Annotated in this window: 15 protein-coding genes; 11 read left to right on the plus strand and 4 right to left on the minus strand. The window is 49.0% G+C overall.

Annotated elements, in window-relative coordinates; translation table 11 throughout:
• Positions 1–61: 61 nt before the first annotated feature.
• Entirely contained in the window at positions 62–1111 is a 1050-nt protein-coding gene (locus HNR75_RS03035) for a DUF2235 domain-containing protein (RefSeq protein WP_188025553.1), read from the minus strand.
• 38 nt (positions 1112–1149) lie between these two features.
• Complete coding sequence (locus HNR75_RS03040; protein WP_188025554.1) at positions 1150–1758, minus strand: M15 family metallopeptidase; 609 nt, start codon at positions 1756–1758, stop codon at positions 1150–1152.
• Between the two features lie 448 nt (positions 1759–2206).
• Here HNR75_RS03040 and modA point away from each other — a divergent pair, with 448 nt between their 5' ends.
• Both modA and HNR75_RS03050 read left to right on the plus strand, forming a co-directional pair.
• Complete coding sequence (gene modA / locus HNR75_RS03045) at positions 2207–2962, plus strand: molybdate ABC transporter substrate-binding protein (protein ID WP_188025555.1); 756 nt, start codon at positions 2207–2209, stop codon at positions 2960–2962.
• A 45-nt stretch (positions 2963–3007) separates the two neighbouring features.
• Positions 3008–3436: a TOBE domain-containing protein gene (locus HNR75_RS03050; protein WP_188025556.1), complete on the plus strand. Its 429-nt coding sequence runs from the start codon at positions 3008–3010 to the stop codon at positions 3434–3436.
• A 65-nt stretch (positions 3437–3501) separates the two neighbouring features.
• Here the strand turns inward: HNR75_RS03050 and mqo are convergent, their stop codons facing one another.
• The gene (gene mqo, locus HNR75_RS03055; protein ID WP_188025557.1) at positions 3502–4995 is read right to left on the minus strand and encodes a malate dehydrogenase (quinone); all 1494 of its coding nucleotides are present in this window, start codon (positions 4993–4995) and stop codon (positions 3502–3504) included.
• Positions 4996–5237: 242 nt separating this feature from the next.
• Between mqo and HNR75_RS03060 the strand changes: the two genes are divergently transcribed.
• The 6 genes from HNR75_RS03060 to HNR75_RS03085 all read left to right on the plus strand — a co-directional run bounded on the left by HNR75_RS03060 (position 5238) and on the right by HNR75_RS03085 (position 8783).
• Positions 5238–5519, plus strand: a complete 282-nt coding sequence (locus tag HNR75_RS03060) for a DUF134 domain-containing protein (protein WP_188025558.1) — start codon at positions 5238–5240, stop codon at positions 5517–5519.
• Positions 5520–5545: 26 nt separating this feature from the next.
• Positions 5546–6409, plus strand: a complete 864-nt coding sequence (locus HNR75_RS03065; protein WP_188025559.1) for an MBL fold metallo-hydrolase — start codon at positions 5546–5548, stop codon at positions 6407–6409.
• A gap of 77 nt (positions 6410–6486) precedes the next feature.
• Positions 6487–6858, plus strand: a complete 372-nt coding sequence (locus tag HNR75_RS03070) for a sulfite exporter TauE/SafE family protein (protein WP_188025560.1) — start codon at positions 6487–6489, stop codon at positions 6856–6858.
• Positions 6859–7205: 347 nt separating this feature from the next.
• Positions 7206–7754, plus strand: coding sequence for a NifB/NifX family molybdenum-iron cluster-binding protein (locus tag HNR75_RS03075; RefSeq protein WP_188025561.1), 549 nt, complete (start codon positions 7206–7208; stop codon positions 7752–7754).
• A gap of 87 nt (positions 7755–7841) precedes the next feature.
• A complete protein-coding gene (locus HNR75_RS03080) occupies positions 7842–8285 on the plus strand; it encodes a PaaI family thioesterase (RefSeq protein WP_188025562.1) in 444 nt (147 codons plus the stop codon).
• 177 nt (positions 8286–8462) lie between these two features.
• A complete protein-coding gene (locus tag HNR75_RS03085) occupies positions 8463–8783 on the plus strand; it encodes a rhodanese-like domain-containing protein (RefSeq protein WP_188025563.1) in 321 nt (106 codons plus the stop codon).
• A gap of 31 nt (positions 8784–8814) precedes the next feature.
• Here HNR75_RS03085 and HNR75_RS03090 read toward each other — a convergent pair whose 3' ends face one another.
• On the minus strand, positions 8815–9408 hold the full coding sequence (locus HNR75_RS03090; RefSeq protein WP_188025564.1) for a class I SAM-dependent methyltransferase: 594 nt from the start codon (positions 9406–9408) through the stop codon (positions 8815–8817).
• Positions 9409–9483: 75 nt separating this feature from the next.
• Between HNR75_RS03090 and HNR75_RS03095 the strand changes: the two genes are divergently transcribed.
• The 3 genes from HNR75_RS03095 to katG all read left to right on the plus strand — a co-directional run bounded on the left by HNR75_RS03095 (position 9484) and on the right by katG (position 13523).
• A complete protein-coding gene (locus HNR75_RS03095; RefSeq protein ID WP_188025565.1) occupies positions 9484–10152 on the plus strand; it encodes a class I SAM-dependent methyltransferase in 669 nt (222 codons plus the stop codon).
• A 61-nt stretch (positions 10153–10213) separates the two neighbouring features.
• Positions 10214–11062 carry a ModD protein gene (gene modD / locus HNR75_RS03100; RefSeq protein WP_246358714.1) on the plus strand — a complete coding sequence of 283 codons (849 nt, stop codon included), beginning with the start codon at positions 10214–10216 and terminating at the stop codon, positions 11060–11062.
• 286 nt (positions 11063–11348) lie between these two features.
• Complete coding sequence (katG, locus tag HNR75_RS03105; RefSeq protein WP_188025566.1) at positions 11349–13523, plus strand: catalase/peroxidase HPI; 2175 nt, start codon at positions 11349–11351, stop codon at positions 13521–13523.
• Positions 13524–13525: the final 2 nt, after the last annotated feature.

Below are 13525 nucleotides of genomic sequence, written 5' to 3' on the forward strand. Positions count from 1 at the left end.
GCAAAATACCAAACCGTAAAAAAGAGCCCTTGTCGAAAGGGCTCTTATTGCTGTGAGCTCCTTAAAGTTCCGGTGGCTGTTGCTTGGCATTAGTTAGTGTTGGTGGTCGATAGTTGAACTTAGCGTCTCGCCAGCGCATCCAGACACTTTCATCAATAGTGACGTTGACCGCAGGGAGTCCTTTATTCCCCGTGGCGTATCGTCTGAAATATCGACCATCTCCCGAGGTTGTTATCTTGCGGAACCATGCATATGCACCGTTCAGAAATTGTTTGAATGAATCTGTTGGAGGGCTCTTCCAGGCATCGCTGGCGGCCTTGAATTCATCCAGCTTCAGACCAGCATTTGCAGCTCGATTCAGGATCCACTGCAAAGGGAGATCGGCAAGAGGATCGGCTCCATAGCCCCCGCCAACGTTGGCGTGCGCGCCGATGAACCAACGCTGTTCCACCTCAATGTTTTCTGGTTTCTTTTCGCCGTTGGCGCTGGTCCAAAGAGCTACATCATAGGCAGCTCTATGCTCATCCAGTGCAACTGCATGATAAGCACGCTCCACAATGCTGGAAAGTTCAGTATCGTGCCATGCATATGTGCCTTTTTCGGATAATAACGTTCCTGGTATCCCCAATGCACCTACGGTATCCCATACCCCGATAAAGTGGATCTTTGGTTGGTGGCTATAGTTCTTTCTGAAGTCTTCGCAGACCTTATTGGTCGGAGGCAAGCTCTTATCCCGGTAGATTTTTTCGGCCTTATCTAACAAACCCGGGGTGACAACATGTAGCAGACCACATTTTCGAATTAACCCAACGAGACTTCTTGCCGTATAAGCCCCCCGACTAAATCCAAAGACCCATATTTCATCTTCATCCGCATAACGCTTTGCAAGCCACTCGTATCCTTGGTGTAAATTCTTGCTAAGGCCGTAACCGAAGACACCACCTCTGAAGCGATCCAGCGTAGACGTGCCAACACCGGGATCATAGAAGAACCTCTGTCTTACATCACCGTCATAATCACGAATGAGTCGTGAAATCCGATAAACGTTTGTTTGATCTTCCGGATCATTCCAGGTGCCGTCGAACAGGATGATGAGCCTTTGTTTGGTCATATGGCCTCCATTTGTCGATCTTGTGGCCTACTTTCGTGTTACACGTAGATAGGTTGTCGGTTGTCACGTCTCAAACGCAGTTCGGCAAGCATCTGTCTCTCGGTCAGGTCAGTTGCCCACATTGGTCGTAATTGAAAATGAGGTTGGTCAACGATGCTCTTCCAATTGCCACCCCATTCAAGACCTAAATCCATCCCCAAAGCACCAACAACCTTGTACTTGGTCGATTCCGGGAGGTACTTATTTCCCTCGAACACACCAACGTCAAATGCAATGCCAAAGTTGTGGTTGGAGTGCCCGCCACGGGCGTTAGTGACTATGTTCCCTGGTGTTGTTCGCCCTTGGGCATACAGGGCATCCTGTTCCTCATATGTTCTAAGCCCGCTAATAATCTTGATGTTTATTCCCATCTCAACCGATTTCTGTATGAGGGCCCGGGCAATCGGCTGTACTTCCGGCAATAGCGTAGCTATCACTTTTTCGCTGCGACTATCGACAGCATCAATAGTTACCAACGGTTTCTGAACGTCTACCTTCTTATTCACGACCCGTTCGTAGATAGCGCTCCAAGTCTGAGGTCCAGCCTTACCATCAACATCAATGCCGAGTTCCCGTTGGACTGCTAAAATCATGTCCGTGATACGCATGGTCATCTCCTGGTATTGATAGTTATGGCCAATTCACACTGAACGCTTACTCATAGAAGCATAATAAGTATAGATTCGTTCGGAATAACTGCTACCTCAAATAAGACCACGAACCTTGGCTACAAGCCAGGGTGGGAGCAAGCAGCTCAGAGAACACAAAATGGCCAACTTAATAATGATGCTTTAGTGTGATAAATGTCACATTTGTCGTTAATTGCGCACCGTTATGCAACAAAGTGCACAATGATGTGCTGTGTCACTTTGTCTGTTTTCATAAAAACCAAATATTTATCTACCATTAAATAAATCCATTTATATCAATAATATAGCTTTTATTTGCCATCGGTGGTGGCTATTAAAAAATAGTCGTATCAGTAAATTGAACAATTCAGGCAAGCCTTGTGCATATTTGTACATAACGATATGTGAAATGCGCCAAGGAGTGCCTATGTTGTCATTACGTAAGAATCAGCTCGCCACTGCTTTATTGCTGTTAACGCCATGCCTTTCTTTTGCTGATGAAGTCAAGGTTGCGGTTGCGGCCAACTTTGCTAAGCCACTCGAAGAAATCGGAAAATCCTTCCAGAAAGATACCGGACATACCCTGCTGATATCCTCCGGTGCGACCGGCAAGTTATTCGTTCAGATTCAGAATGGCGCACCATTTGAAGTCATGGTGAGCGCAGACAGCAAGACCCCGGGAAAGCTGGTTAAGGAAGAACTGGCATTGGCGGATACACAATTTACCTATGCAAAAGGCAAATTGGTGCTGTGGTCGGCGAATGCAAATACCGTTGATAGCAAAGGTGAGGTACTGAAAACCGGTAACTACGCTCATCTGGCGGTCGGTAATCCCAAAACGGCACCTTATGGTGCAGCGGCTTATGAAGTACTGGAAAAGCTGGGGCTGATGGCTACTGTGAAATCCAAATTTGTTCAGGGTGAAAACATTACGCAGGTAAAACAATTCGTTGAGACCGGTAATGCAGAATTGGGCTTTGTCGCCGCTTCGCAGGCCTATAAAGACGGCAAACTCATCCAGGGCTCTGCCTGGGAGGTACCTCTCGATATGTATAGCCCACTGACTCAAGATGCAGTGTTACTGAAGAAGGGGACGGATAATCCTGCAGCAACCGAACTGTTGAATTACCTCAAAGGCGACAAAGCAAAAGCCATTATTCATAGCTACGGCTATATCGATTAAGTGGCAGTTATTACCAATAGAACGATAACAGAAAAGGAGATTTTTATGGCTATCAGTGCTCGTAATGTATTTGCAGGAACTGTACGTGAGATTCGTGAAGGTGCCGTGAACGCAGAGGTTTCACTGTCAGTTGGTGGTGGCGATATTATTGTCGCTACCGTGACATTAGATAGCCTGACGGCGCTGGGATTAGCGGCAGGCAAGGCCGTAACTGCCTATATTAAGGCACCATCAGTCATGTTAGTGACAGGCGATGATTCGACCAAATACAGCGCCCGTAATCACCTGAAAGGTTCTGTGGCCGAAGTAAAAACCGGTGCAGTGAACAGCGAAGTGGTCGTTAAGCTGGCTGGCGGCCATGATGTAAAAGCCATTGTGACTAATGAGGCCGTTAGCGAACTTGGCCTAAGTGCTGGTTCAGCTGCGGGTGTCTTGTTTAAAGCCGGCAGCGTGATTCTGGGTGTTTCTGCCTGATTGATATCTCTCTACCGCCTGTATCAGGCAGGCGGTTAGAGAAGGCGAAGGGCATCAAAACCTCATCATGCGAACAGCTTAAGCCTGCTCAGCGTATTCTTTCTGACTGTCGCCAACAACCTGGCATCGTCGATCAACGAACTTCCATACGATGGAATCATTGTTTTCAGTCTGTCCTGCCAGGCGAGAGATTGCATCTGCTGCGGGAAGCAGCGTTCCAGCACATTCAACATGGTTTTGACGCTGACGGAAGCACCCGGGGAAGCGCCGAGCAGCGCAGCCAGGCTGCCGTCTTCCGCGGCCACGATTTCCGTGCCGAACTCCAGTTTGCCCCATTTCTGATTGCAGCGTTTGATCACCTGTACCCGTTTACCGGCATGGGCGAGTGTCCAGTCTTCTGCGCGGGCATCGGGGATGAATCCCTGCAATAACTGCATCCGGTCACTGTGACTTTGGAAAACCTCTTTCACCAGATATTTGGTTAAATCCAGATTGTTTTTACCCGCGCCAATCAGACTTTTCAGATTGTCTGTCCGTACTGATTTAACCAGATCCAGCGAGGAACCGTGTTTCAGGAATTTTGTTGTAAAACCGGCATAGGGCCCGAATAACAGGCTCTTTTTGCCATCAATAATCCGGGTATCCAGATGCGGTACCGACATCGGCGGAGCGCCCACCGGTGCCAGACTGTATACCTTCGCATGATGTTGCTGGATCAGGGCTTCATTCTGACAAATCAGCCACTGTCCGCTGACAGGGAATCCGCCGTAACCAGCAGCTTCTTCAATGCCGGATTTTTGTAAAAGATGCAAGGCGACACCACCGGCCCCCAGGAAAACAAAAGGGCTTTCGATAGTGAGTTTTTCCGAATTATTCTGTTTGCTGACTCTGACAGCCCAGGCTTTTTTTGAACCCGGAACACGGTGTAAATTCAGCACCCGGGTATCGGTCATCAGTTCAAAATTAGCATTTTTCTGCAGATAACTGACCAGCGTGCGGGTGAGGGCACCGAAATTCACATCAGCACCATGTTCAACCCGTGTTGCTGCCAACCGGGGTTCGGCCGGGCGAGCCGCCATCATCACAGGCATCCAGTCATATAATGTCTGGTTGTCTTCCGTCCACTGCATTTCGGCAAAAAGGGGATGAGACTTAAGCTGCGTATATCTTGCTTTAAGATAGTCGATATTGTTCTGACCCCAGACAGCGCTGAGGTGTGGTACACGATTGATAAACGATGCTGGCACGATGTTATGCGGATCGGCCTCGGTCAAATGTGACCAGAATTGCAGTGAAACCTCAAACGCCGCGTTAATTTCCAGCGCCCGCTGGATCTGGACATGTCCGTTTTTGTCCTGCGGTGTGTAATTCAGTTCGCAATAGCCGGCATGACCGGTTCCGGCGTTATTCAACGCCTTGGAACTTTCCAGCGCGATATCGGGTAATTTTTCAATCATGCAGATATGTAAAGCGGGATCCAGACGATGAATCAGCATTGCCAAAGTGGCACTCATGATCCCGCCGCCAACTAAAGTCACATCCGCATGAATTGAAGCCATGAAACAACCCTGTTCAGAATTCATTAAAGGTGCATTATAAATGCTTTTTAATGATGTGTGTTGTTTTTCTGTCCAAATTTGCAGAAGCATTTGCTAACGGGATGATACGATCAATTCATTGTTATCGTTGCTGATTTACTGGCACAAATGTATCAGTCTGATTGGGCTATGCTTGTATTGGGTCAGGGTTTCCTGTTCAATATCGGCAAATATTTTATTGCATATGCTACAAAGGAGTGTTTATGGGACGTCCTAAGATCCCTCGGAATATTTGTGGTAAACCCGCAGATAGCTGCTTTAAACCGAATGGTATTCCTATGAGTAATCTGGAACGGATTGAATTGGCTCCTGACGAGTTTGAAGCATTGCGGCTAGTTGATTTGCAGGGAATGCTGCAACAGGATGCAGCCGTTGTGATGGGCGTATCCCGGCAGACATTAGCGAATCTGGTTAAGGCGGCACGGTGCAAAGTGGTTGATTGTCTGGTACATGGCAAGGCGCTGATGATGCATCAGGCGGGTTGAATTTACTGGTCTGTCGGGGAGGTACTATGAATCCACAGGTCCATGCCTTTTTCGATGATATTACGTTTACGTACAGTTATGTCGTGGTTGACCCAGGATCTGGAAAATGCGCATTAGTTGATTCCGTACTGAATTACGATCAGTCCTCCGGACGAACCTCATTAACTGCGGCAAACCGGTTAATTGAGTTTGTAAAAGCAAATAATCTGCAGGTGGAATGGCTGCTTGAGACCCATGTCCATGCTGATCATTTAAGTGCGGCCTCTTATCTGAAGACGATGTTTGGCGGAAAGCTGGCGATAGGCGCGAATATCACGGTAGTTCAGAACACGTTCGGAAAACTCTTTAACGCCGGTAGCGATTTTGCGGTTGATGGCAGTCAGTTTGATCACTTGTTCCACGACGGTGAAATTTTTCAATTGGGGGGAATCACCGCCCGCGCGATGCATACCCCCGGTCATACACCGGCCTGTATGACTTATGTGATTGGTGATGCAGCATTTGTCGGTGACACATTATTTATGCCTGACTATGGCACGGCACGCTGTGATTTTCCCGGTGGGGATGCGGCAACGCTGTATCAATCAATCCAGAAGCTGTTTTTGCTGCCGGATGAAACACGGGTTTTTATGTGTCATGACTATAAAGCCCCAGGCCGGGATCATTTCCTGTATGAAACCACGATCAGGGAAGAAAAAAATCATAATGTGCATGTGCACTGTGGCATTCAACAAGACGCATTTGTGGCAATGCGTAAAGCCAGAGATGCCACATTAAAGATGCCGGCACTGATCCTGCCAGCAGTTCAGGTCAATATGCGGGCCGGTGAATTACCACCGGAAGAAGAAAACGGTATTCGTTATCTTAAAATTCCACTGAACAAAATTTAACCAGGGAAACATCGTTCAGCAATAACACGCGTAAATTGTGATACCATAACCCCATCAATAACAGGGTTTATAGTGAAATGATGCTATTGTCAGGTCTAATGCTGATAGGCTTATCAGCGGGTATTTTGTCCGGACTGTTTGGCATTGGCGGTGGCGTTTTGATCGTTCCTGCCCTGATGTACGGACTTGGTTTCAGTCAGAAACTGGCAACAGGAACCAGTCTGGCTATTCTGTTACCGCCCGTCGGTATTGCCGCAGTGATGGAATATTACCGGCATGGCGCTGTGAATATTAAAGCCGCCATGGTCATTGCCATCATGGTTGTCCTCGGAAGCTGGCTGGGCTCAAAGTTTTCTGTAGGCATGGACCCGGCTACGATGAAGCTACTCTTCGGTGTTTTTTTAATCCTCCTCGGGGGATACATGATTTATGATGCAATGTCCGGTTGAACATTCAACCGGCTATTCCTGCCTATCGAATTTCCTTTTCTCATCAATCAAATTCATTATCAAAGAGCCTGTTCTGACAACGCTATCTCAGTAATGGTACCGATGTCGGGCAGGCTTTGTCTTTTTCCTTTCAAATATATTGCATATGCCAATTAACGGTATTATAGTTTGCATATGCTAATTATTGCCGTTCCCGATTTTCTGGATGTGAATGTTTTGAAAGGCAATGTCGCGTCAGGGGATGGCAGTAATTGGCTGCATCAGGTCATAACTCGTTGCTGTAATTTGCAGGAAGTTACCAGGATCGGGAAAGACCACTCCGTTATTTTGTTATAGAGGTACGTCCGATGATTACTGCTATTCCTATGAAAGAAGATCGTGTCGCCAGTCATTTTACTAAGGCTGACAGCTTTGTTTTTGTTAATGAAAACGGTGACGTCTTATCCCGTAAGGCAAACCCTGCGCTGAATGCAAATTGTTCCGGCAAAAAAGATTTACTCGACATGCTGCAGGCTGAAAATGCGCAACGGGTTATTGTCCGGAATATCGGTGAACGGATTCTCGGCAAATTGCTCGAAAGTCAGTTTGCTGTATATCAGACCCGCTGTGGCCGCCAAAGTGTAAAAGAATTGGTTAGTGAACAGGCTGACAAGTTGACGCACATGACCAGTCCATCACAAGGTCGTCAATCATTGAACTATGAAGCTAAGCAGGCCAACGGTGGATGTGGCTGTGAGCACGAAGGGCATGAAGGTCGTCAATCTTGCTGCGGTCATGACGATAAAGGTCATTCACATGAACATGTTCATCAGCATGGCGCTGGCCGTTGTTGCCAAAGCCGCGACGATGCACAGGTTGCAGGGCGTGGTCATGGCCGGGGGCGTTGCTGCCATTAATTTGGACAACGGCTGAGGAACTATCAGCTGAGTAATCAATGATGTTCAGGAAGGCGAAAGTCTTCCTGATCTGAATGTAGGAATAGCATGAAAACTTATCAGGCATGTCTGCAAAGTCATGCACATTGTGTGGTATGCAGTGATGGCAATACGAATCCGCATTCACTGCAACTTCGCTTTGAGCTGGTCGCTGAAAACGAAGTAACGGCAGAGTATCAGGTCGATAAAAAACATCAGGGATACACCGATTTGTTGCACGGCGGCATAGCCAGCACCTTACTGGATGCCGCGATGACGCACTGTTTGCTTTCGAAAGGTATTGAAGCGCTGACCGCAGAGCTGAATGTGCGTTTCCACACACCCATTTTAGTGGGGGATACAGTACAGATCATTGGCCATCTGATCAGTCAGCGGCGAGGCATTTATCTGTTAGAGGCTACCTTGTCTGTAGCGAAGCAAGTGTGCGTTAAGGCGACAGGTAAATTCATTCAACCCAAAGGGGGAGTGATCCATCGTGAGTTGCCAATTTGAACTGACAGTTATTTGTGATAACTATGCCGGGCATTGCACTGGTGATAATGTTATCGTCATGCTGCGTGAAAACTTGCGGGATACCGCAGTCGGTCAGTTCTGTGCTGGTATGCATATAGGAACCGGAGAAAGAGTTTCAGATAACGGGATCCATCGATAACACAGGAATAAAAAAATATGTTCAGAGCATTTTTATTATTTACAGCATTAATAGGCAGTTTCACGGTCAGCGCCAAAGAGTGGCTGATTGATGTCAGAACCGCCGCTGAATACACGATTGAACATGCAGATGGCGCAACTAACATCGAGTATCAGCAGATAGTGACCGGTGCACAGCAAGCCGGGATCGAAAAACAGGATACCGTACGTCTGTATTGCCGGTCAGGCCGCCGGGCGGAGATCGCCAAAGAGTTGTTAATGCAGAATGGTTATCAGAAAGTGGAAAATCTGGGATCGTTGCAGGAAGCGAAAAACTCGCGTGTCGTTTCTGAGCGTTGATGATTTTCCTGTTTACAAACCCTGTACAGCATTATGAAGGCCGGACGCCAATCACTTGCACAACAGAGCCAGTCCCTGTATGGCCAATGCCTTCGATGATTTCCCGTTCGACTTTCTGTAATCGCTCGAACGTAAGACCCTGCAATTCTTGTTGTAACATCTCCGGTGTCATTAACCAGTCCGGATTCGATGGTCCGCCGGTTTTAAACTCAAGCTGCTCAGGGGTATAGGCTTCAAGCAGCAATACACCGTCTGTTTTCAGACTTTCCACACAATCAGCATGTACCTGCGAGCGTAAATCCGGCGGCAGATGCGCAAAGATAGCAACCACGCCATCCCATACATGACTGCCAGGATCATACTGCCGTAAATCGGCATGGATCCAATGCACGGAAACGCCTTTTGACTTTGCTAATGCCCGGCCTTTTGCCAATCCGACATCGGATGCGTCAACGGCGGTGACCTGGAATCCTTGCTCTGCCAACCAGACGGCATTCCGGCCTTCGCCTTCGGCAATACACAAAATTTTTCCGCCAGGCTGGAAATGGTGTGCAGATTGTTTCAGAAAATCATTCGGTTCGGTGCCGTAAATAAACCGGGAATCACTGTATTTTTCATTCCACATTGAATCCGTCTCTCTCAGTGCTATAAAAAGTATATTCACATTTCATAATATACATGTTCTGAGGTTCTTTGCAGAATGAAACCCGCTGACTACGACGCATGGTATGACAGTCCCCGGGGTCTATGGATTGGTAATACCGAGTATCAGATGATGGCTGATATGCTGACATTTCCTTCCGAAGGGCGTGTACTTGATGTCGGCTGCGGCACAGGCTGGTTTACCCGGCGGTTAGCGCTTCAGCCGGGGCTACACGTCACCGGGCTCGATCTCGATCCAAACTTTCTTGCGTTTGCCCGGAGCCGGGACGCCGGCTCCACTTATCTGCAGGGCGATGCACTGACGCTACCGTTTGCCGATAACAGCTTCGATTCTGTGTTTTCCATAGCCGCACTCTGTTTCACTGCTGACTGGCACAAAGCCGTGTCCGAGATCATCCGGGTAACGCGCGGACGTTTTGCGATTGGCCTGTTCAACCGGTACAGCCTGTTATGGCTTGCCAAGGGGCGTCACGGCGGCAGTGGCGCTTATCGCGGAGCACATTGGTTATCACCTGCAGAATTTCGTGACAGTGTCAGCGATCTGCCTGTCGGAAATATCCGTTGGCGCAGCGCTATTTATCTGCCATTCGGATCTGCCACTGCTCGAGTGGTGGAACACCTGCTTCCCGGCTGCCTGCCATGGGGTGGATTCATGGTGCTGAGCGGCGAGAAAAAGCAGCTACAGCATGGTGATCTTGTATCTTAAAAGTGTACTTTATCTGCCTGAAAATACAGCTGGCATCCTTTTTGATATTTTCTTGGCAGAGATGAATATCAAAAAGGATATTGTGATGCGCTGTGTGCTGACTGATAAACAATTGTTGGATTTATTACACGATGATGTGCCATTTGGCGACTTGACGACGGAGTTATTGCTCACTCAGGACAAACCGGTTCAGATTCTCTTTGCCGCCCGACAGGACATGACGGTTTGTTGTGTCGAAGAGGCTGCGCGGCTGTTTGAATTGTGTGGTGCGAAGAGCGAACTGCTGGTTTCATCAGGGCATGCGGTAACAAAGGGTTCTCTATTGCTGAAAGCGACAGGGCATGCCGATGCGTTATTTGCGGCCTGGAAAGTGACACAGATACTGGTGGAGTGGGCGAGTGGCATTGCCAGTGCAACTCGGATTTTGGTTGATGCCGCCGGTTCTGTTCCGGTTGCCTGTACCCGGAAACAGACGCCTGGTACCAAAGCGTTGTCGGTAAAAGCGGTAAAGGCGGGTGGCGGTGTCATTCACCGGATGGGTTTATCAGAAACCATCTTGCTGTTTGCGGAACACCGGCAATTTCTGAAAGAAACGCCATCTGCTATTTTGCAAAAATTGAAAGCCAAAGCGCCAGAACATCGCCGCGTTGTCGAAGTCCATGATCTTAACGATGCCAGACTCTGGGCCGAAGCTGGTGCTGAAGTCTTGCAGATGGATAAATTTCCGCTGGAAGATGTCCGGGCTTGTGCCGATTTCTGTCGAGAGAATAATCTGCCAGTCATCCTTGCAGTCGCCGGCGGTGTTAATGCGAAAAATGCAGCGGATTATGTTGCAGCGGGAGCGGGCTTACTGGTGACATCCGCTCCCTATCATGCCGAACCGAAAGATGTTCAGGTCACCTTTTGCTGATCGATACCTGTGTATCTTTGTTCACAAATGAGAACTTTAATTTGATAAACCACTCTTTATCTGTCAGGCGGTGCATTATTTCAGGAGAATACAAAAGCATTGTCTTGGTAAAGTCGCCTTCTCAATCACAAACCCTTTCATAATTTGTCATCCATCTGACAGCAAAGCCCGCCATCACGTCTATATTATTCATAATGAATGTTTTTCCGATCTCCGGCTGACAACAGCGGGGATTGGATTGGCTTTCATAATCAATTCTGTTGGAGACTCAACCGAGGAGAGCAATATGGATAAAGATAACACGGGTTCTGCGGGTAAATGTCCTTTTGCACATGGTGGCGCGACATCGGCCAGTATGTCCAATGTGGATTGGTGGCCAAAATCCCTGAATCTTGACATTCTGCACCAGCAAGATAGTAAAACCAATCCGATGGGGCCAGGCTTCAATTACCGGGAAGAGGTTAAAAAGCTCGATTTTGACGCAGTGAAAAAAGACCTCATCGCCCTGATGACAGATAGCCAGACGTGGTGGCCTGCAGACTGGGGACATTACGGTGGTTTGATGATCCGCATGGCCTGGCACTCTGCAGGCTCTTACCGCATCGCTGATGGACGTGGTGGCGGTGGACGGGGGAATCAACGCTTCGCGCCGCTGAATTCCTGGCCTGACAATGCCAACCTGGATAAAGCCCGTCGGCTGCTCTGGCCGATCAAGAGAAAATACGGCAACAAACTCAGTTGGGCCGATCTGATGATTCTTGCCGGTAACATGGCATATGAATCGATGGGCTTTAAAACGTTTGGTTTCGGCTTTGGCCGTGAAGATATCTGGCATCCGGAAAAGGACGTGTATTGGGGCTCCGAGAAGGAATGGCTTGCGCCGAGTGGCAGTGAAAACAGCCGCTATTCCGGTGAACGGGATCTGGAAAACCCGCTGGCAGCCGTCATGATGGGGCTGATTTACGTCAATCCGGAAGGGGTGGATGGCAAGCCTGATCCGCTTAAAACAGCGCAGGATATGCGTGTGACGTTCGCGCGTATGGCCATGAATGACGAGGAAACCGTCGCCCTGACGGCTGGTGGTCACACGGTTGGTAAAGCGCATGGTAATGGAAGTGCTGCCAATCTCGGCCCGGCACCGGAAGGTGCTGATGTCGATGAGCAAGGGCTTGGCTGGATGAACCACACGACGCGTGGGATCGGCCGGGATACCGTGACCAGCGGTCTGGAAGGTGCCTGGACCACGCATCCGACGCAATGGGACAACGGCTATTTTGATCTGCTCTTCGGTTGTGATTGGTGGTTGCAGAAATCGCCGGCGGGTGCCTGGCAGTGGGAACCGGTGAATATCAAGGAAGAAGATATGCCGGTTGATGTCGAAGATCCATCCATTCGCCATAAACCCATGATGACCGATGCCGACATGGCATTGAAATTTGATCCTGAATACCGCAAACATGCCGAGCGTTTCCACAAGGACCCAGCCTACTTCGCGGAAGTCTTCGCCCGTGCCTGGTTCAAGCTGACTCACCGTGATATGGGGCCAAAAGCGCGTTATATCGGTCCTGATGTACCGAAAGAAGACCTGATCTGGCAAGATCCGATTCCTGCCGGTAGCACTGGTTACGACGTTGACGCGGTCAAAGCGAAGATCGCCGCAAGCGGTCTCAGTATCAGTGACATGGTGGCGACCGCCTGGGACAGCGCCCGGACTTTCCGAGGTTCCGACAAACGGGGTGGTGCTAATGGTGCCCGCATCCGTCTTGCTCCGCAAAAAGATTGGGAAGGCAATGAACCTGCTCGTCTGGCAAAAGTACTGGCGGTGCTGGAACCTATCGCAGCCCAGAGTAATGCCAGTGTGGCCGATGTGATTGTTCTGGCCGGTAATGTCGGTATCGAACAAGCAGCGAAAGCCGCCGGGTTTGATATCAAAGTACCTTTTGCACCGGGGCGGGGTGATGCCATCCAGGAAATGACCGATGTCGCATCCTTTGATGTGCTGGAACCTTTGGCGGATGGCTATCGTAACTGGCTGAAGAAGGATTATGTGGTCAGAGCAGAAGAAATGATGCTGGATCGGACGCAGCTCATGGGGCTAACCGCACCAGAGATGACAGCGCTGGTAGGAGGAATGCGTGTTCTCGGTACCAACTACGGCGGTACCCGTCATGGCGTTTTCACAGATCGCGAAGGCGCGTTGACGACGGACTTCTTTGTTAATCTGACCGACATGGCCTATCTGTGGAAACCGGCAGGTAACAACCTGTATGAGATCTGCGATCGCAAGACCGGTGCAGTCAAATGGACAGCAACCCGCATTGATCTGGTCTTTGGCTCGAATTCCATTCTTCGTGCCTATGCCGAAGTCTATGCGCAGGATGACAACAAAGAGAAGTTTGTGAACGACTTTGTAGCCGCCTGGACGAAAGTCATGAACGCGGATCGGTTCGATCTGGCTTAGAT

The sequence above is a fragment of the Tolumonas osonensis genome (assembly GCF_014202415.1).
GTDB lineage: Bacteria > Pseudomonadota > Gammaproteobacteria > Enterobacterales > Aeromonadaceae > Tolumonas > Tolumonas osonensis.

Excerpts from the sequence above, each read along its gene's own strand:
- HNR75_RS03035 (WP_188025553.1), bottom strand. The coding sequence starts at position 1,111 with ATGACCAAACAAAGGCTCATCATCCTGTTCGACGGCACCTGGAATGAT.
- HNR75_RS03040 (WP_188025554.1), bottom strand. The coding sequence starts at position 1,758 with ATGCGTATCACGGACATGATTTTAGCAGTCCAACGGGAACTCGGCATT.
- modA (WP_188025555.1), top strand. The coding sequence starts at position 2,207 with ATGTTGTCATTACGTAAGAATCAGCTCGCCACTGCTTTATTGCTGTTA.
- HNR75_RS03050 (WP_188025556.1), top strand. The coding sequence starts at position 3,008 with ATGGCTATCAGTGCTCGTAATGTATTTGCAGGAACTGTACGTGAGATT.
- mqo (WP_188025557.1), bottom strand. The coding sequence starts at position 4,995 with ATGGCTTCAATTCATGCGGATGTGACTTTAGTTGGCGGCGGGATCATG.
- HNR75_RS03060 (WP_188025558.1), top strand. The coding sequence starts at position 5,238 with ATGGGACGTCCTAAGATCCCTCGGAATATTTGTGGTAAACCCGCAGAT.
- HNR75_RS03065 (WP_188025559.1), top strand. The coding sequence starts at position 5,546 with ATGAATCCACAGGTCCATGCCTTTTTCGATGATATTACGTTTACGTAC.
- HNR75_RS03070 (WP_188025560.1), top strand. The coding sequence starts at position 6,487 with ATGATGCTATTGTCAGGTCTAATGCTGATAGGCTTATCAGCGGGTATT.
- HNR75_RS03075 (WP_188025561.1), top strand. The coding sequence starts at position 7,206 with ATGATTACTGCTATTCCTATGAAAGAAGATCGTGTCGCCAGTCATTTT.
- HNR75_RS03080 (WP_188025562.1), top strand. The coding sequence starts at position 7,842 with ATGAAAACTTATCAGGCATGTCTGCAAAGTCATGCACATTGTGTGGTA.
- HNR75_RS03085 (WP_188025563.1), top strand. The coding sequence starts at position 8,463 with ATGTTCAGAGCATTTTTATTATTTACAGCATTAATAGGCAGTTTCACG.
- HNR75_RS03090 (WP_188025564.1), bottom strand. The coding sequence starts at position 9,408 with ATGTGGAATGAAAAATACAGTGATTCCCGGTTTATTTACGGCACCGAA.
- HNR75_RS03095 (WP_188025565.1), top strand. The coding sequence starts at position 9,484 with ATGAAACCCGCTGACTACGACGCATGGTATGACAGTCCCCGGGGTCTA.
- modD (WP_246358714.1), top strand. The coding sequence starts at position 10,214 with ATGAATATCAAAAAGGATATTGTGATGCGCTGTGTGCTGACTGATAAA.
- katG (WP_188025566.1), top strand. The coding sequence starts at position 11,349 with ATGGATAAAGATAACACGGGTTCTGCGGGTAAATGTCCTTTTGCACAT.